Origin of the sequence: Ruania rhizosphaerae (assembly GCF_009805705.1) — a bacterium.
Lineage (GTDB): Bacteria > Actinomycetota > Actinomycetes > Actinomycetales > Beutenbergiaceae > Ruania > Ruania rhizosphaerae.
In genome coordinates this window covers 154,082-172,552 of record NZ_VSMB01000005.1, presented here as the reverse complement: position 1 = coordinate 172,552, position 18,471 = coordinate 154,082, and the positions used below count along the sequence as shown (strand labels likewise).

At 66.7% G+C, this 18,471-nt stretch carries 13 protein-coding genes and 1 tRNA gene; 6 read left to right on the top strand and 8 right to left on the bottom strand.

Annotated elements, in window-relative coordinates:
- Positions 1 to 116: 116 nt before the first annotated feature.
- From FV560_RS09615 to FV560_RS09595, 5 genes are read right to left on the bottom strand one after another with little or no spacing between them, the layout of a single operon-like run.
- Positions 117 to 1,358: a polysaccharide pyruvyl transferase family protein gene (locus tag FV560_RS09615; protein WP_159621309.1), complete on the bottom strand. Its 1,242-nt coding sequence runs from the start codon at positions 1,356 to 1,358 to the stop codon at positions 117 to 119.
- Positions 1,358 to 2,482, bottom strand: coding sequence for a mandelate racemase/muconate lactonizing enzyme family protein (locus FV560_RS09610; RefSeq protein WP_159621308.1), 1,125 nt, complete (start codon positions 2,480 to 2,482; stop codon positions 1,358 to 1,360). Before FV560_RS09610 ends, FV560_RS09615 begins: the two co-directional genes overlap by 1 nt.
- 13 nt (positions 2,483 to 2,495) lie before the next feature.
- On the bottom strand, positions 2,496 to 3,401 hold the full coding sequence (locus tag FV560_RS09605) for a carbohydrate ABC transporter permease (protein ID WP_235020037.1): 906 nt from the start codon (positions 3,399 to 3,401) through the stop codon (positions 2,496 to 2,498).
- A complete protein-coding gene (locus tag FV560_RS09600; RefSeq protein ID WP_159621307.1) occupies positions 3,398 to 4,339 on the bottom strand; it encodes a carbohydrate ABC transporter permease in 942 nt (313 codons plus the stop codon). Before FV560_RS09600 ends, FV560_RS09605 begins: the two co-directional genes overlap by 4 nt.
- A 13-nt stretch (positions 4,340 to 4,352) precedes the next feature.
- A complete protein-coding gene (locus tag FV560_RS09595) occupies positions 4,353 to 5,810 on the bottom strand; it encodes an ABC transporter substrate-binding protein (protein ID WP_159621306.1) in 1,458 nt (485 codons plus the stop codon).
- Positions 5,811 to 5,969: 159 nt separating this feature from the next.
- Here FV560_RS09595 and FV560_RS09590 point away from each other — a divergent pair, with 159 nt between their 5' ends.
- The 3 genes from FV560_RS09590 to FV560_RS09580 are packed head-to-tail and all read left to right on the top strand — an operon-like array spanning position 5,970 to position 8,265.
- The gene (locus FV560_RS09590) at positions 5,970 to 6,884 is read left to right on the top strand and encodes a dihydrodipicolinate synthase family protein (RefSeq protein ID WP_159621305.1); all 915 of its coding nucleotides are present in this window, start codon (positions 5,970 to 5,972) and stop codon (positions 6,882 to 6,884) included.
- A gap of 5 nt (positions 6,885 to 6,889) precedes the next feature.
- Positions 6,890 to 7,618 (top strand): SDR family NAD(P)-dependent oxidoreductase, encoded by a 729-nt coding sequence (locus FV560_RS09585; RefSeq protein WP_159621304.1) that lies wholly within the window; start codon positions 6,890 to 6,892, stop codon positions 7,616 to 7,618.
- On the top strand, positions 7,618 to 8,265 hold the full coding sequence (locus FV560_RS09580) for a DUF624 domain-containing protein (RefSeq protein ID WP_159621303.1): 648 nt from the start codon (positions 7,618 to 7,620) through the stop codon (positions 8,263 to 8,265). Before FV560_RS09585 ends, FV560_RS09580 begins: the two co-directional genes overlap by 1 nt.
- A 68-nt stretch (positions 8,266 to 8,333) precedes the next feature.
- Here FV560_RS09580 and FV560_RS09575 read toward each other — a convergent pair whose 3' ends face one another.
- On the bottom strand, positions 8,334 to 9,128 hold the full coding sequence (locus tag FV560_RS09575; RefSeq protein WP_159621302.1) for an IclR family transcriptional regulator: 795 nt from the start codon (positions 9,126 to 9,128) through the stop codon (positions 8,334 to 8,336).
- A gap of 280 nt (positions 9,129 to 9,408) precedes the next feature.
- Between FV560_RS09575 and FV560_RS09570 the strand changes: the two genes are divergently transcribed.
- Together FV560_RS09570 and FV560_RS09565 are read left to right on the top strand one after the other, a co-directional pair.
- On the top strand, positions 9,409 to 14,136 hold the full coding sequence (locus FV560_RS09570) for a golvesin C-terminal-like domain-containing protein (protein ID WP_159621301.1): 4,728 nt from the start codon (positions 9,409 to 9,411) through the stop codon (positions 14,134 to 14,136).
- Between the two features lie 28 nt (positions 14,137 to 14,164).
- Positions 14,165 to 15,454 (top strand): FAD-dependent oxidoreductase, encoded by a 1,290-nt coding sequence (locus tag FV560_RS09565; RefSeq protein ID WP_159621300.1) that lies wholly within the window; start codon positions 14,165 to 14,167, stop codon positions 15,452 to 15,454.
- 130 nt (positions 15,455 to 15,584) lie between these two features.
- Here FV560_RS09565 and FV560_RS09560 read toward each other — a convergent pair.
- Positions 15,585 to 15,660 (bottom strand) — tRNA-Ala (locus tag FV560_RS09560).
- Between the two features lie 146 nt (positions 15,661 to 15,806).
- Between FV560_RS09560 and FV560_RS09555 the strand changes: the two genes are divergently transcribed.
- Positions 15,807 to 17,396, top strand: a complete 1,590-nt coding sequence (locus FV560_RS09555; RefSeq protein WP_159621299.1) for a right-handed parallel beta-helix repeat-containing protein — start codon at positions 15,807 to 15,809, stop codon at positions 17,394 to 17,396.
- 27 nt (positions 17,397 to 17,423) lie between these two features.
- Here the strand turns inward: FV560_RS09555 and FV560_RS09550 are convergent, their stop codons facing one another.
- The gene (locus FV560_RS09550; RefSeq protein ID WP_159621298.1) at positions 17,424 to 18,386 is read right to left on the bottom strand and encodes a hypothetical protein; all 963 of its coding nucleotides are present in this window, start codon (positions 18,384 to 18,386) and stop codon (positions 17,424 to 17,426) included.
- Between the last annotated feature and the right edge of the window lie 85 nt (positions 18,387 to 18,471).

The following is an 18,471-nucleotide window of genomic DNA, read 5'->3' as shown; positions in this document are numbered from 1 at the left end:
ACCGGTGCTTTCGGTCGATCGGTTCGGAGTCGACGCGGCTGCGTGAGCGGCGTCACATCCATCGAACCATTCGCGGGACCGGCGGGCAATGGCTCGCAGTACCGCACTCGCGGATGTCACACCGTCGCCAGCACTGTACGTGCCATCTCCTCGATGACGCTCCGTGCCCGCAGCTGCGCCCGCACAGTGTCAACTCGCAGGTCATCGGGACGTTCGCAGAGCTCGCGTAACCACGACAGGATCGCAGGTGTACCGTCGCGCTCCAGCTCCACCATCGGCAGGCCGAGGTCGGGATACATCTGCCCCTTGATCGTGTCGGTGGGCTGGCGCACGTACAGCGCCGGCGTGCCGCACACGGCGGCCAGCAGCGGCGAGTGGCACTCTGCCGACAGCACCCCCGCGGCGCGGGCGTAGACAGCTGCCGCTTCGGTCAGCTCCCAGTACCGGTCGAGGTGGTGCACATGGCGTTGCACATCGGGCGGGTAGCCGTGGGCCAGGTATCGCTCCCCCACCTCGACCTCGTGGATCATCTCGGGGCAGATGAGTACCTGTCCGCCGCCGTCGCGCACCCAAGCGGTAATCGCCGACCGCAGCGGCAGCATGTCGGCTTCGGTGTGCAGTGCATTCACCGCGTCACGCCGCCAGTTCTCCGGACGCGCCGCGACACCCTTCTCCGGGATCCGGTGATACGGGGTGAACCGCAACCGCGGAAGGACGCAGAGAAAGTCGCCCTCCCTCAGGCCATAGGCGGCGCTCACGTCACTGGCCGCGTCCTCGTCGTGGCGATCGTGCACCAACGTCGCATCGGGGCCGAATCCCAGCACCGGGCTCGCGACGTTCTGCCGCCGCAGGAAGCGCGCGGAGAGCGAGTCGCGGCAGTACATGAACGCCGAGTGGTCGAAGACGTCGCGCTCGGCACCCAGATACGACTCGGGCAAGGTATCGATCATCACCGCCTGCTCATCCAGCGTGGCCGGCTCGGGAGCCTCCCACGGATCGACCGTGATTCCGAAGAACCCACTCGGTCGCTCGCTCTCACGCTGCCAGGCGCGCAGATCCGCGCGGCACACCGGCCCAGGTCCCGACCCGTGGACGAGGACGTCAGCTGTGTCCCAGGCGTGGGCCAGTTCCGCAGTGTCCGGTCGGCCCGCCTCGTCCAGCGCACCGTCCACCACCTGCACATCTGGGAAGTGCCGGCGGAACATCTCCCGCTCGCGCTCCCCCAGCACCCGGGGCCAGAACACCAGCTCTGCATCAGGCGCCGCGTGCTGGAATGCCCGCAATGTCCCGGGTGAGTGCGCCACATCGCCGATGTTCACGGTCTGCCATCCCGAACGGAGCAGGACCTTCGCCGGCATCAGCCCTCCCCGGCCAGCGCCCGCACAGCAGCCTCGTCGACCTCGACCCCGAGTCCCGGGCGGTCCGAGAGCGCGATCGCCCCATCGGTGACCGGCGCGTCCATGAACCACGCGTCCATCAGCGGCCTGGACTTCTCCACCGTCCCCGGTCCGAACTCCATCGCCAGCACGCGCTCGGCGCTGGCTGCGACGTGCAGCCCTGCAGCGTAGGCGAGCGAGGTCGCCATCGAGTGATGGGGTGCGATCGGCACGTGGTGCGCCGCCAGGGCCGTGGCGATGGCGGTGCCTTCGCTGATCCCGGTACGGCCGATGTCGGGCTGGGCGATCTGCATGGCGTTCCTGGTGGCCCAGTGTGCGAACTCGAATCGGTTCCGCATGGCTTCCCCGACCGCCACCGGCGTCGCCATTCCCGCGGCCAGGACCTGGTGCCCGTCGATGTCCTCGGGGGCCAGAGGCGCCTCGAAGAACCAGACGCCGCGCTCGTCGAAGGCCCGGCCCAGCGGCCGCGCCGTCGCCACGTCGTGCACCCAGTGGGTGTCCACGGCCACCTGCACCGACCCATCGAGCGCACTCTGCACCGCATCGACCGTGGCGAGCACTCCAGCAGGTTCCATGCTCAGGTGCAGCTTCATCCGCCGGTGTCCGTCGCGATAGCCCATGACGGCGCCCCTCGCCTTCTCCTCAGGGGTGTCACCGGGCACGGAGGTCAGGTAGACCGGGACGGCGTCACGATAGGCGCCGCCCAGGAGCGCGTGCACGGGTTGACCGAGGGTCCGGCCCCACAGGTCCCACAGCGCGATGTCCACCGCTGCCACCGCATCCATGTGGTGGCCGGACATGTGGCCGCGCTCGCGCATCGTCTCCTGCATCCGGAAGGTCAGCGGAGCTGGCGGGCCGGCAACCGTGCCGATCACCATCCCGGCGAGCAGCTCGGTCACGATGGCCGCGGGCGCCTCAGGCGTCACGGGGGTCAGCGCCTCACCCCAGCCCACGGCGTTGTCTGTGGCGATCCGCACGAGAAGGATCTCGTCGTGGGAGGGGTAGATGCTGCGCACATGCGGGGCAGTGCGGTAGCGCTCCGGGGGAGCTCCCTCCTTCGGTAGGCGGAGGATGAACGCCTCCACGGAACGAATGGTGTCAGCTCTTGACGGCACCGGCGATCCCTTCGACGAACGTCCGTTGCAGGAAGAGGAAGAGAATCACGATCGGAATCACGCTGATCGAGGCACCTGCTGCGAGACCCGTCCAGTCCGTGGTGTCAGTTCCGAAGAAGTTGTACATCCCCACACCGAGGGTACGCAGGTCGGGACGGCCGAGGGTGAAGACCAGCGGAACGAAGAAGGCGTTCCAGGAACCGATGAAGCTCATGAGCACCACTGTCCCGGTCACTGGCTTGGCCAGTGGTGCCATCACGGAGACGAACGTCCGCAGGTACCCCGCGCCGTCGACCCGCGCCGCCTCACCCAGTTCTTTGGGGACGCCGCCGAAGAACCCGACGTACAGCAGGACGGGCACCACTAATCCGGGTGCTGCCTGCGCGAGCGCGGCCCCGAGCAGACCATTCTGCAGCCCGAGCGCGTTGACCAGCTCAAAGACCGGGATGATCGTGTAGCCGTGCGGGATGAACATCGCGGCCACTAGCACTCCCATCACGATCTTGCGGCCGGGCAGGTCCTTGGCAGAGAGTGCGTACCCGGCGAGCGAGGCCGTGACGACGGTGATCACCAACGCGGTGATCGCGAACGTGAACGTGTTGCCCGTGTACTCGCCGAAGCGACCGATGGTCCAGGCCCGCCGGAAATTGTCGAACGTCCAGTCCTGCGGCCACAGGTGGAGACCACCGATGAGCATCTCCTGACGTGACTTGAACGACGCCGAGATCATCCACAGGAACGGGTAGACCCACAGGAAACAGAACGGCAGGAGGAACAGGTGCCACCAACGGATCCGGCGCCGGTCCCCACTGGCTCGCCCCCGGTTCGGTCGTGACGGGGGCGCCGTCGGATCGGTGCGGACGGTCGTGCTAGGACTCACGATGGTCACGACGCGCTCCTCCTCAGTCGCCCGGCCAGAGCCGGGCTCTGCATCAAGGTGATGATCAGCGTGAACAGGCCGAAGAGCACGCCCACGGCACAGGCGAAGCCGTATCGCGGTGCCGCCATCTCTGCGTCGAAGGCGTAGCGGTAGATGTAGGTCGGCAGCACGTCGGTGGCGAACACCGGTCCGCCGCCGGTGACCGCTTGGACCAGTTCGAACGTGTTCAGGCTGCGCTGGAAGGTGAGCAGGAAGATCACCACGGCGATCGGCATGACAACCGGAAGGGTGACATTGACCAACTGTTGCCGCGCGCCCGCACCGTCGAGCCGGGCCGCCTCATAGAGATCCTTCGGCACGGTCTGGATCGCCGCCAACCAGTAGATCAAGGTGATCCCGAAGCCCTTCCAGATGTCGATCCCCACAAGCGTGGGCAGGGCGATATCCGGATCACCCAGGAAGTTGATCGGTCGATCGACGATGCCGAGGGTCAGCAGCGCTTCGTTCACCACGCCCCCGACCGGCGCGAGCATGATCGCGAGAACGAGACCGATCACCGCCGTCGTGGCGACCACCGGCAGGAACAGGGCCAACCGGTACAGGTTGCGCCCGCGTAGCAACACGCTGTTCAGCAGGAGAGCGAAGCACAGCGCGAGCGGGAACTCCACCAGCAGGGCGCCCAAGGAGAACACGAACGAGTTCCAGAAGGCGTTCCAGAAGGAGCTCGCCTGCAGTGCCTCGGCGAAGTTCCCCAGGCCAACCCACACCTCGGGTGGGCCCACCCCGTCCCAAGCGAAGAAGGAATACCACCACGATGCCACGATGGGCCAAAGGCTGAAGGCAGTGAAGAGCACGACCAGCGGTGTGAGGAACAGCCACCCCCACAGCACCGCGCGGCGGCGTCTGCGCCGCCACGACGGTGTGCGCTGGGCCGGCGCTGCTGTCATCGATCGCACCTGATCATTGGCTCCGGGTCCAGTCGGCCAGCGGGTCGTAGTCCTCGAAGGTCAGCAGGTCGCGAATGTTCGGGACGTCCGCTTCCGCATCGACGAGCAGCTCCTCCACGCGCTGGTCGATCCCCTCGGCCAGCGGCCGGAAGTCGACGTCGTTGATGACCGCGTCCTTAGCCACGTCGATCGCCCGAAGCTCGGGGTCCCCGGTGATCGCCGCCCAGAAGTCCTCGGCACCCTCAGCCAGGAGCTGCGGGTTGGGGACGGTCCTCAGCGTCTCCGCGGACACGTCGAGGATACCCGCCTGGTCGGGGTTCTCCCGGGCTTGGTCCTCCCAGGCGATCTGGGATGCGGTGAAGGAGCCGAACTCCTCGTAGTAGGCGCGGTAGAAGTCGATGGAGGCCAGGAAGTCCATCAGCAGCAACGACTCCTCCGGGTGCGCCGACTCCGAGGACATGCTCCAGATGGGCTGGAAGGCCGCACTCCGAGGCGAGTAGGCGCGGCGGCCACTGTCCGGTACCGGGATCGGAGCAAGTTTGAGGTTCATGTCCGGAGCCAGTTTGCGCGCTTCGGCCACATGCCAGGTGGCCGATGGGTACATGGCGAACCGCCCCGCGGCGAAGTCGCTGAACGCGGGGCTGGCGCCGTCGACCTCCCAGCCCGGGATGATGACGCCCTCGGACTGCAACCGCCGGAACATCTCCACCAGCTCCACCAGCGTGTCATCGGCCAGATGCGGGCTCCCGGTCGTCAGATCGAGGTTGGGCAGCGTGCCGTACGGAGCGGAGCCGTACATCATCAGGTCCAGGCGATCGGGGTGGAGCCCGAACACCTGGCCGTTGCCCTCCTCCGTGATCGCACGGGCCATCTCCTCCATCTCACTCCAGGTGGCCGGCGGGGCGTCGAAGCCGTACTCGGCGAGGATGTCGGCGTTGTACATCCACAGGGCGGTCGGGCCCCAGTCACCCCACACGAGCGGCACGCTCATGAGATGGCCGTCGTAGTGCAGACCCGAGGACGCGGGCGCGAGTGAACCCTCCGCGAACCGGGCGGTGAACTCGTCGGTGACGAGGTCATCGAGTGGCGCCGTCCAGCCGCGCTCAGCAAACCGCGTCAGCGCAGGCGTGCCCTGGCAGCGGAATACATCGGGGGCCTCACCCTGCTGGAACATCAGCTCCAGCGCGTTCAGCTGCTGGTCGGCCGGGTTCTCGATCACGTTCACCGTGATCCCTGAGTTGGCTTCTTCGAAGAGATCCATCTGCGCCCGGTAGAACTCCGAGGCTCCTGGTGGATCCGGAACCAGGGCGAGGGTCAACTCGACACCAGAGCCGCCAGTGCCGCTGCCGCTCGACGTGGGCTCCGGATCTGAGCCACCGATCAGGTTGCAGCCTGCCGTCGTGGCCACAACCCCCGTTCCCAGGAGAACCGAGCGCCGAGTCAGGTCACCCGCTCCATGCTTCTTGTTCATCACACAACCTCTCTGTTGTCGCGAGTCCACGTTCAGACGCTCCCGATTCGGGATGTTGTGATCATCGTACACATACTTTGGTTGGAGTATCTACTATATGGTTGAGACAACCTAGTGAGCGTTCTTCGATGCGCATACTCCCGTCAATGAGGAGACGAGATGCACTCTCAGTCCATGGCCGGCGTGATCCCGGTGCTAGCTACCCCCTTCCATCCCGATGGCAGCCTGGATCGCAGGTCGCTGACCCGGCTGGTCGAGTTCCAGGTCGACTCCGGGGCAGCTGGCGTGGCCACCTTCGGGATGGCCAGCGAGACCTTCACGCTGACGGCGACCGAGCGCCGACAGATACTCGGCGACGTCGTCGCGAGCGCTGGTGAGCTCCCGATCGTGGCCGGAGTAGGCGCGACCGGCCTGTCACAAGCCCGCGAACAGCTGCGCGACGTGGCAGACCAGGGCGCACACGTGGCCATGGTCCTGCCACCGTTCATGGTGACTCCCTCGAGCACACAGCTCCTGGACTTCTACGGCGCTCTCGCCACCGACGCCCAGGCCGCAGGTATCGAGATCATGGTTCAGGACGCACCTGGCGCCACCGGCGTCGCCATGTCGGCCGAACTGATCGCCGACCTGGCCCAGCTACCCGCCATCACCAGCGTCAAGGTCGAGGCATCGCCCACCCTGCCGAAGCTGCTCGATGTTCAGCGCGCGATGCCCGTCGAACCGATCACCGTGATGGGCGGTCAGAATGCCCAGTTCTTCCTCGACGAGCTCGCCTGCGGTGCCGCCGGGACGATGCCGGCATGCGAGTTCACCGACCTCCTCGTCGAGATCTACCGGGCCTGGACGCAGGGAGAACGTGCACGAGCACGGTCCCACTTCGCCCTCCTCCTTCCCCTCATCGTCTGGGGGCTCCAGTCCGGGCCGGCCTGGGCCATCCACAAGGAAGTGCTCCTCGAGCGCGGCATCATCAGCGCAGCGACCGTTCGTGCCCCGGCACGCACGCTGCACCCACAGATGCGTACGCTGCTGCACGAGATCCTCGCCCCGCTCCCCCTCACACCAGTCAGGAATTAACGTCCATGCGCGCAGTCGTCGTCGGATCGAGCTCGGACACCGCGCAACAGATCGCCGATCAGCTCGCCGCCAACGGGGCCCAGGTTGTCGGGATCAACAAGGATCCCTACGATCGGCCGTCGCTGACGGCGTCGGTGACGGCCGACATGTCAGATCCTGAGCAAGCCGTCGACGCCTTCTCCCAAGCAGCCCGGATCCTCGGTGGGATCGACGGCGTCGTCACCGGGCTCGCCTTCCAGCGTGGCGGCAAACTCCACCAGACGAGCGCGGAACGCTGGCGTGCGGTCCGTACAGGGACGCTGGACGCCACCTTCTTCACTCTGCAGGCAGCCATCCCCCACCTACGACAGTCGAGCTCCGTCGTCGCCATCTCGTCGGTGAACGCTACGGTGGCGCACCCGGGCAACTCGGCCTATGCCACCGCCAAGGGAGGCGTGACCACGATGATGCGCCAGGCCGCGCTGGAGTACGCCCCGCGCGGCATCCGGTTCAACGTGGTGGCACCGGCCTTCATCGAACGGGATGAGAACCTGCCCGACGACGTCGCGGCCGGGTACCCGATGGGCCGGATCGTCACCGCAGCGGAGGTGGCGGCTGCCACCTGCTTCCTCCTCTCGCCGGCCGCTTCGGGCATCACGGGCGTGGTTCTCCCCGTCGATGCCGGCTTGTCCATCGCCTCGCCCTCAGCCTTCCTGCGGGAAGGGATGCGCACGCGCTGGCTGGAGAACGACTGATGGCCACAGACGGCCACGGCCGCGGCAGTTCGTCTCCGGGCCTGATCGGGCTCGTCACGACCTGGGTGTGCCGCCTCGTGGCACTCAGCCTCATGTGGTTTGCCCAGGTGCTCGCCGGCGCTGTCGTCGCCGGCATCGCCCCAGCCACGCTCACGCTGTACCACCAGGTGCGCCTGGGCCTGGACGATCAGGTACTGCCGGGCTACTACCGTCGTTCGTGGCTCTACTGGCGCAGGCACTTCCTCGCCGCACAGAAGCACCTGCTCCTTCCCCTGGTGACCGTGGTGGTGCTCCTGTTCTATCTCCGGCTGGCCGCTGGCACTCCGGTCGCCGCTCCTGTCACTGTCGTGAGCGCGGTGTATCTGGCATGGCTCATGATGCTGCCGGCCTGGATGATTGCCGACGGCGTCCCTCACGCCGGGCAGATGGGCGTCACCACCTCCTGGGGCCGGGCATGGCAGCTCGTGGCGATCGGCGCGCTGCCGTGCCTCGTGGCGGCCGCTGTCGCCGCCGGAGCAACAGCGCTGCTGATCTGGTACGTCCCCGTGGTCGTTCCGCTCGTGGCGCCGGCGGGCATCGCCACGTTGGCCAGTATCGCGGCACAGCGCGCCATGGAACGTGCGGGGCGCCTCGGGCGGACACACTGAGGCCGCTCCTGAGAGGCGAAACCCACCGATCACTGCGACCCGGCCGAGGCTGGGGTCAGCCGCCTGGATCACGCGCTGAGCGCCGAGAACCCCAACCCTGTCGAGACGTGGTCTGCCTGCTCGATAAGCAACGCGGAGAGCTCATCTGCCCGCTCGGGCAGCCGAATGGCCGAGAGCGGGCCTGATACCGACATCGCTGCCACCACGTTCCCCCCTCTGTCGCGGATCGGCACCGCTACGCAGGCACGTCGAAGCGCCAGCTCCTCGTGCTCCACCGAGTACCCCTGCTCCCGGACGCGCTCCAGTTCCTCGAGCAGAGCAGAGAGCGTGGTGATCGTGCTGGCGGTGTACTTCTCGAACGAGCTGCCGAGCGCCTGGCCGATCTCTTCAGGTGAATCGTCGAGCAGGAGGCACTTGCCGAGCGCGGTCGCGTGCAGCGGACCGCCTCGGCCGATCAGCGTGGCCGATCGCGGTGCCGCCTCCCCCTCGAAGTTGCACAGGTAGAACAGCCGGTCGTCGTAACGCTGGGCCACATTCACACCGAGGCCGAGTTCGGCTGCCAGCCGTTGCGCCACCGGCCGTGCCTGATGGTGGACGACATTCTGGTTGAGAGCAACCGCTGCGAGGTTCACCACCTGCGGGCCGAGTGAGTAGAGACCGCTCCGGGTGTCGTGGCTGAGGAAGCCGAGGCTGAGCATCGCCGACACCATGCGCGAGACCGTGGACTGGCCCAGCCCGCTGCTCGCGACCAAGTCCGCGATCCGCTGTTGCGGATGTTGCGGAGTGAAGGCCGAGAGCAGTGAAAGCGCACGGTCGATGCTCTGAGCCCCTGGCATCTTGTCGCGGTCAGTCGTCTTCGCCATCACGCCCTCCTTCGTTCGCGCGTACGCAGCCACGCTAGCACTCGCTGAGTTCGAACATTCAGCATATGCATTCACCATTCGCATTTGGGCTCATGGCGACACGTGCGTCACGAAGCGCCTGCCAGCAGTCACCACAGAATCGCTTCTCACGTGATTGGTTGCTACATCCACATCATGATGCTTAGATAGCTGATTGTGGATCACGCATCTTGGATGCGCGGTTGACTCCGCATTCACTACGACGGCGCAACGGTCACTGACGACCGAGAGGACCACTGACATGACCAGCACCACCGACCGCTCACCCGACCGCACTGGCCCGAACCGCAGGCAGATGATCGGCCTCCTCATCACGGCGGGAGCACTTCCGGCGATCGCCGACGTCACGTTCGCGCCGTCGGCTAGAGCAGACGTGGGCGCACTGGATCCGCTCGGCCTCGATGCGCCACTGCGGGACCTCGACAAGCCCGGCCTGCAGTGTGAACGTGTGGGGTCAATCGCGGGAGCGGACCACCGGATCACCTTCTACCGGGCCACATGGGACGGACCCGATGGCACCCGCCCCGGGGCCATCGTCCGCGACATCGACGTGCGCAGCGAGAGTGGTTGGATCACCGCTTCTGGTGAAAGTCAGCGGTTCGACGACCAGTGGGTGGTGGTCGCGGGCGAGCCGGAGCTGCTCGCTGGCGGCAACTACTATCCCGCTGGTGCCTCGCATTGGCTCGCCATGGAGTCCTTCCAGCTCCTGGACGAGACCACAGTTGAGTTGAGTGCAAGCGTCCAGGACGTTCTGGAGTTGACTGTGCGGTGGACGATCACCGGCACCGGCCCCGAGGTGCAATGGTCCCTGCACGTGCTCCAGGATGCCGCATACGTCGTTGGCTATCAGGCGAGTCCGGTCCACGCCGAGGACGAGGTCACCGAGGTGCTGTGTGGATCGCGCCAGCATGCACGAGCGATCGGCCCGGCAACGGCGCTCAAGGCCTGGGAGCTGTTCGCGCCGATGGCGCTCCTGGAGTCAGCACGCGAGAACGTGCCGGTCACCACCGGTGTGCACATCCCGGCCGACGTCCTGGAGTTCGAGCACGGCCGGTTCCTCGGCGAACATGACCAACCGTTCGCCATGAGTCTGCGCAACGAGTCCGAGGCTGTGCAGACCATCGCCTACGCTCCGCCAGGAGGCGACCGGTCCATTCTGAACGCCGGAGACCGGATCGGATATGCGTTCGGTGTCGTCGCTCAGGCGGGATCGCTGTATGACACCCAAGTTGCTGTCTCGCGCAGTGAGTACGGTTTCGACCGGTACCGCAAGAACGTCTACGAGACGTCGCTGACCGACACCGTTCACAACATCATGGACCTCATCGCCATCGAGCCAGATGGGGACGACTCTGTCGACTTCATCCCCTCCGTCTCCGGTTGGTGGAATCGTGGGAAGGGCTTCGCCAACATCGAAGGCGACCAGCAGGTGCGGACGTCGACAGCAAGTGTCGTGCTGAGTGCGAACCTACTTGCCTCCCGGCCTGAAGAGGCGGAGGACTTCTGGAACCGTCGCGCCAGGCCACTGCTTGAGCACATCATCTCCCGGCGCGACATCGGCCACACACCGAAGGCCGGCTACGGCTATTACTCACCCCTGTGTGGCTGGGTCGGCGATGCCAATACCATTGTGCCGCTGTGGGAGCTGCTCCGTGGCCAGTCTGCAGGTGTCCATGCGATCGCGCTGGAGACAGTACGCCGAAAGTACCCATTCCAGGGACGCACGCCGATGAACATCCCGATCTCGGCGTACCTCCTCACCCGCGACGAGGCGTGGCTGGCGCAGGCAGTCGAGGTCGGTAAGTGGTATGCGCGCCGCAACATCGAGACGCCCTACACCGAGTACGCCGGAACCCGCAGCTTCGGGTACAGCTACGTGAAGGCCTGGCTGGAGTTGTTCGTGATCTACGAACTCACCGGCGACACAGAGCTGCTCGACGCTGCCCACCGTGAAGCCAAGCGGTTCATGGGCCTCTTCGAGGTCCGCCCCGTGCCAGAGACATCGATTACCTCGCCAGTGGGCGAAGCGATCGACGACATGTACTACAAGTGGGTGGATAGCCCGGGACTGCCCGAATACCCCCGCGAGGTGCCGATCACCGAGGAGAACGTCGAGGCATGGATGGCATCGACGACGGGCCTCACCTTCGAACAGCTCAGCACCTTCCTCATCAACCCGGGCGGCGGATTCACTCTGAATCCGATCTGGGCGCCATTCTTGCTCCGCCTGGCCGAGACTGTGGGCGACGACTTCATCCGCGACATGGCCCACAACATGGTGGTCGGCCGGTTCACCAACTACCCGGGGTACTACAACCGGCAGTTCATCACGGCCCCGATGCGGCCTGAGTACCCCATCGAAGGCCCTCCTGGGACCAGCTGTATCTACTTCCACCATGCCCCCGCGCAGCTAGGGCTCGCACTGGACTACCTCCTCAGTGAGCACCAGACACGCTCCGGCGGTCAGATCCAGTTCCCGTCCGCCTTCGAGTGCACGTTCGTGTACTTCCGGCTCCGGACGTACGGTCACAAGCCCGGCACGTTCTATGGCGACGAGAATGTCTGGCCCTATCTGCCCAAGGGCATCGTCGACGTTGACGACGCACAACTGAACTGGCTCACGGCCGTCTCCGACGAGGCTTTCTACCTCAGCCTGACGAACGAGAGCGATCGCAATCAGGGTGGGCACGTCACCTTCGACCCTGAACTGACTGGGATCGATCCGAACCGCCACTACGAGGTCGAGGTCATTCGTGACAATGGTCGCCCGCGGCCGGGGCGGATCGTGCGCGGCAGGCTCAACGTTCGCGTCAGTGCGCACGGAATCACGGCGATCAAGGTGCCAGGAGCCGGCCGTCTCCAGCCGTGGCACCGGGAAGCTCCGACCCCAGATCGCAGTGGAGCCAGCTACCACTTCGACGACTTCGACGGCGGCGGTGGCAGCACCAGGGACCGGGTTCGCGCGATCTCGCTACCTCGTCCGGATCGCTCCGGATACGACGTCTACATCCAGAGCAGTGCCAGCGACGGCAGTGACGTGCAGCTGGAGTACCGCGTGGACGACGGCGACTGGACCACAGTCCCGGAGAAGGTCTACCCGTACGAATGGACCGTACCGGTGGACTCCCTGACGTCGAGCTTCAGCTATCGCGCCACGGTCGATGGCGACGCACGCCCAGAGCGGCATCTGCACCTGCCTGCCACCGTGACGGGGGAACTCCCCGCAGGACAGGACGTCGGCGGCGATCTGCTGCTGCGTCCTTCCACCACACCGGGCGATCCGTTCACAGTCACCGCGCGTGTGCGGAACACCACCGCGGACGTGATCGAGAACGTCGAGGTCCTCGTCTACGCCCGCACCGGCTGGGCCGTCGAGCCAACTCAGCCAGCACCCAGCGAGATCGGCCCAGGTGACGTCGTCGACGCAACATTCCACGTGAGGCCACCTGCCAACGCCACCTCCGGGGAGTACGCCGTCACGGGCCGGGTGCGCTGGAACGGCGACGGCGATCAAGTGCTGACGCCTGGCTCGATCACCGTGTTCCCCCCGATCGACATGATCGCGTGCGACATCAGTGAGGCCAATCTTCTCGGGCCGGGCGCGAGCACGACCGTGCAGCTGACCTTGATGAACCGCGGCCCACTCGAGCTCACCGGCACCACGACGCTAGGACTGCCCACGGGCTGGACTGCCGAGCCAGCCGACCGGGAGTGGGCGATCGCAGGCCGCACCCTGGAGGAGTTCACCTTCACCGTCACTGCCTCCGGAGCCGAACCCGGCTCGGGAGGAACCGTGACCGTCTTCCCAGGCGCGGACCTGGAACCGGTCAACATCGCAGTCGCCGTCGGCAACCCGAACGATGTGATCATCGGCCCGGACGACCCCGGCTATCGCGAGTCGGGGAACTGGCTCACCTCCAGCCTTGACGGCCCGGACGGCACGTCCTCACGCTACAGCCCGGAGGGGTTGTACGGCGGGCAGATCACCTGGTCCCCGACAATCGCGACCCCTGGGCAGTACACCGTCTCGGTCTGGTATCCCAGCAACAGCCAAACCTCCGAGGATGTGCTGTTCGAGGTCGTGACCCCTGACGGCGTCCACGAGCATCACGTCAATCAACAGGAGGACGCCGACCAGTGGCGAAGCCTCGGTGTCTACTCCTTGACGCCGGAGCAGCCGGCATCCGTCGTCATGACCGCCATCTCCGGGCTCTACACGCGCGCCCACTCGGCACGCTTCACGTTGGCCGGTGAGGCCGGGCCGCCCCAGGTGCACGTCACGTCGGCTCCGGTCCACGACGACGCCAGCAGTTCCGCTTCCGTGACCGCGACCATCACGGCTGTGGATGCACCACTAGCTAACGCGCCCGTCACGGTCGCGCTCCCAGACGGATGGACGGCCGAACCGGCCGAGATCAGCGTGGATGCCGAGCTCGGGCAGAGTGTCGACGTGGAGTTCACGGTCACCCCGCCGGCCGACGCCGCGGCCGACGCGTTGTACGAGGGTGCAGTAAACGTCGCCGGAGGAGCCGACCCGTTCACCGCTGAGATCGGATCGGCCGATTCGGCGAGGACTGTGTGGGACAACCACTCCGACAACTACGCCGAGGTCGGGACCTGGTACACGAGCTCGCTTCCCGGGCACGACGGACGGCGCTCGCGCTGGGCACATGGCAGCGCCGAGGACCGTACCGGCACCTGGACCGCAGCGGTCGGCGAGACAGGTCGCTACCTGGTGAGCGTCTGGTACGGCACTGATGGAAACACCACCCGTGCGGCCACCTACGAGGTCACACTGGCGGACGGGAGTACCACCCGCGTGCAGGTCGACCAGCAATGGTGTGCGAACACGTGGCGGCCACTCGGGTTCTTCGACCTCGACCCCGCAACCGCCCTCGTCCGGCTGCGGTGCGCTCAGGCCGGACACCATCGCCTGAACGGTGTCCAGCTGAGTCGGGTCGAGTCGTGAGCGGGACCGGGCCTCTGAGGAGGGGGCGATGACTCTCGACTCCCGTGACTACGACGTCGTCGTGATCGGTGGAGGGCCAGCCGGGTGCCCGGCCGCGATACAGGCGGCTCGGCTGGGCGCCCGCACGCTGCTCGTCGAGAAGAACGGTGCGCTCGGCGGCACCACAACGATGGCCGGAGTGTTCACGACCGCGCTGTTCCACGCGTGGGGTCGGCAGGTGATCGCCGGCATCGGTTGGGAGCTGGTGACGCGGTCGCTGTCCCTGGCAGGCGATGACCTGCCGGACTTCACCGACCTTGAAGCCCCGCACTGGATGCACGCGGTGCGCGTGACCCCGGCGATCCATGCGGCAGTGCTCGATGAGGCTGTGCTCGGCTCCGGGGCCGAGCTCCGGCTCCACACCATGCTCGCGGGAATCGAGGCCACCCGTGCCGGCTGGCGGGTGTCGCTGTGTGGCAAGGAGGGCGTTCACGATGTCACCGCCAGGGTCGTCGTCGATGCGACAGGCGACGGGAACGCCGTGGCCCACCTCGGTTTGACGCGCCGGAACACCGACGAGCCGCAGCCGGGCACGCTGATGGCGCGACTGAGCGGGTACGAGCTCGCCGACCTGGATGTACCGGCGATCAATACCGCCGCGGTCGCAGCCATCGAGTCCGGGGAGCTGCTCGCCACGGACTTCTCCAATGCGGAGAATCCGGCGGGGCAGTTCCTGAAGAACCGGGGCGCCAATGCGATGCACGTCGTCGGCATCGAGGCGGCCACAAGCGCCGAACGCACTGCGGCTGAGGTGGCGGCGCGCCGTACGTTGCTCCGCATCGTGACATTCCTGCGCAGGCAGCCGGGTCTGCAGAGACTCAGAGTGGACAGCTGGTCGCCCGAGGTGGGGATCCGCGAGTCGGTCGTGATCGATGGTGAGGTGACGATCAGCGTGGAGGACTACACCTCTGGCCGCGTGTGGCCGGATGCTGTGAGCTACAGCTTCTTCCCCATCGACATCCACACCTCCGACGGCGCCACCACCCGGGTGCGGAAACTCACCCAGGGGGTGGTGCCGACGATCCCGCTGCGTGCACTGATCCCCCGCGGGCAGGGGCGGCTCCTCGCAGCGGGCAGGATCGCCAGCGGAGACCGGCAAGCAAACTCCGCGTTCCGGGTCCAAGCCAGTTGCATGGCCATGGGCCAAGCCGCCGGGGCAGCTGCCGCGCTCGCCACTATGGCCGGCACCACCGTGCCTGAGGTACCGATCGAGAACCTGCGCGACACGCTCCGCACCCATGGCGCGATCGTCCCTGTGAGGACAGAGGACGCCGGATGAGCCGACGACCACCACTGGTGGAGCTAGGGGGAACCGCCTGTCCTCGCTCCGCTGCGGCAGGCTCCCGAATCCACTCTGCCTTCATCATGTCTGCAGGCCCGGCGAAAAGCATGCCGACCCTACAGACATGTGGTGGAGCTAGGGGGATTCGAACCCCCGACCTTCTCATTGCGAACGAGACGCGCTACCAACTGCGCCATAGCCCCAAGGCAGTGCCCAGAATAGCACTTCCCGGGCACCCTGCTCACATCGCGCACGGTCATCTCGAGCCCGGGTTGGGCGCTCCACGCTGACGCACAGCGCGGACATCACATCACCTGTTGAACCCTTCACAGAACCAAGGACGGATCTGATGAGTCACGACGACACCCCACGATCACCATCCCGCCGGTCCCTGGTCGCAGGCCTCGCAGCGACCGGCGGGCTCGCCGCCCTGCTCGCCACTCCAGCCGCCGAGGCAGCCGCTGATCCGCTCACGCGGCGACTCTTCGTCGAGGATTTCCGGACTACCTCCGACCAGCAAGCGTGGGAGGACGCCGTGGCAGCGTGCCACGCCCTCACAGGCGGAGCGCACCTGATCGCCAGTGCACCCGCCTACGACTTCACGGCGCCGATCGACCTCACCGGGCTCACGAACGTGACCATCGAGGGCCTAGGTGCGGACGCCACGCTCCTGCGTGCGGACCCGGCAATGTCTGGCTCCCTCTCCCGCATCTTCAAGATCGGCGGATCGAGCGACACCCGAAACATCACATTCCGTGGTCTCGGGTTCGACGGAGGAATGACCAGCGAACCAGTCGGTCACGCACGGGACGGCGCTCAGCCACGTCCGTTTCCATCGGAGGGCTACCTACGCACCGGCATCTTCGCGCAGGGGCCGCTGGATCCGGATACTCCGGCGCTTGGTGAAATCGACGGGATCACTGTTGACCGATGCCGGTTCTACGGTCTCGAACACCTTCCAGTGCATGTCAACGGTGCCCGCAACGTCGTCGTCCGAGACACCTACTTCCGCCGATGCAAAGACGTCGGGTTCACGTTCTGTCACTCGGTCCAGTTTCACCACAACCGCATCGAGTGGTCAGCGGACAACGGAGTCTCACTCTCGCGCGGTTGCCGCGAGGTGACGTGCTCGGGCAACACGATTGCCGGATCGTTCTTCTCCGGGGTCTTCGCAGGCGGCTTCGGCGACGACATCGGACCGAGTCATCTCGCCATCGTCGGCAATACCGTCAGCGACTCCGGAATCGGCGGCATCGAGCTGACCCGTGGCACGTGCGACACCCTCGTCCAAGGCAATGTGGTCGAGGGGGTGCTGCGTGGCGTCGGCACCTGGAACAGCGATGGAAACGGCCCGTGGTATGGCGTGGGCATCATGATCTCCGGGATGCCGCTCAACCACAGTTCGTCCTTTTCCTCCGGAGATCAGGGCGACTACGAGCAACTGGCTGAACGCAATGTGATCGTGGGAAACCTCGTCCGGAACGCGGAGCGCTGCGGGATCCTCTTCCATGGGACGGACCACCTCACGGTGCTCGGAAACGGTGTGCACAACGCCGGCTCCGAGTACTACATCGACGGCGTCACGCCCATCCCTGACGACGCCACCTACCGCAATGTCGGCATCGGTGCGTTCGCGCCTGCAGCAGGCAGCAGCACCAACACCACCATCATGACGAATCAGATCACGGACAGCCGTGGCGGCGTCATGACGTACGGGATCATTCCTCGCCAGCCATCCACCGGCATGATCGCCGGGAACGTGATCGAGGGTGCCGCGCAAACAACTCCCGAGGGCTTTCCAGCACCAGTGCATTCGAGCGCATCCCGGCCCGCCGCGAGTGCGTTCCCGCCCGGATCGTCCATCTTCGACACCACGACGAACTCTCCGTTGTGGTCTGATGGCTCCACCTGGCGCGATGCTTCAGGCTCCCCCGCCTGAGGGGTAGGGGCACGCTCCTCGCGTGCCCTACTGCCCCACAGCCCGTCGCCGCTCCAGCACGGCCTGCAGGTCCACCGACGGCGCAGGCACAGCCCGGCCGGCCCCGCCGGCAGCCGAACCACCTGCAGCTGAACCACCGCCGGAACCGGCCTCGGCAGCAGGGTCGTCCGCGGGAACGGGACCCTCCGCCGTCGGGGACTGCTGCCCAGCAGCGGGCTGAGCCGTGAAGTCCTCGACCACGGGCTCACGCCGGCGCGCGACCGGCTTCATCGTGTACATGGGCGCCGGCACGGGCACAGGGGTCCACCCCTCCCCGGCGGGGATCTCTACCCGAAGTTCCTCGGCTTCAGGGGCGTGCTCGGCCATCAGCGCACCGGGATCTAGCTCGATCCGCAGGCTGGAGGGCTTGGCCTCGGGCTGCTTGGGGCGCCGGGCGGCGCGGGTCTGCTCGGCCTTCCGGGCACGTTCGATCTCGGCAGCCCACCGGGCGTCGGCGATCTTCGCCTGGGCGGCGGCACGCCGTCCGAGGACGAGCACGCCACCGAACGCGACCGTGGGCACGATCCCGGCGACCACGTTCACCGGCGTCATGCCCACCACGGTCCAGCCGGCGGCGGTCAGGGCGAGCAGTGTGAGGGTGAGCACGAGCCGGCGCTTCGCCGCGGCAGCACGACGGCTGGCGGCAGCGGCGCGCGCGGCGCGGGCTGCAGCCGCACGGCGCACATCCGCGGCAGCGGGCCGCGCAGCGACGGGCGAGTGCATCGGTCTGTCCTCCTCGGCCGCGGTGCGGTGCAGGAATCCGCGGCTCGTGCTCATAGGTGTCGGTGTGGGTGGAGCCTCACCGGTACGGGCCAGCACTCGCAGCCCCCCGGAGAACCTGTCGGTCACCCGCGAGTCCACGACGACCTGCCTGGAACGGATCGCGGTCGGAAGCAAGTATCCGAAGATCATCACCGCGATCGCCAGGGCGACCCATCCGGCGAACTCCACGATCTGAACGGTATGTCCAGCGCGGCCCCGATCCGCTGATCAGCCGCGGCGTGTCGCCTCTGCAAGCGCACAATGGCTGACCGCA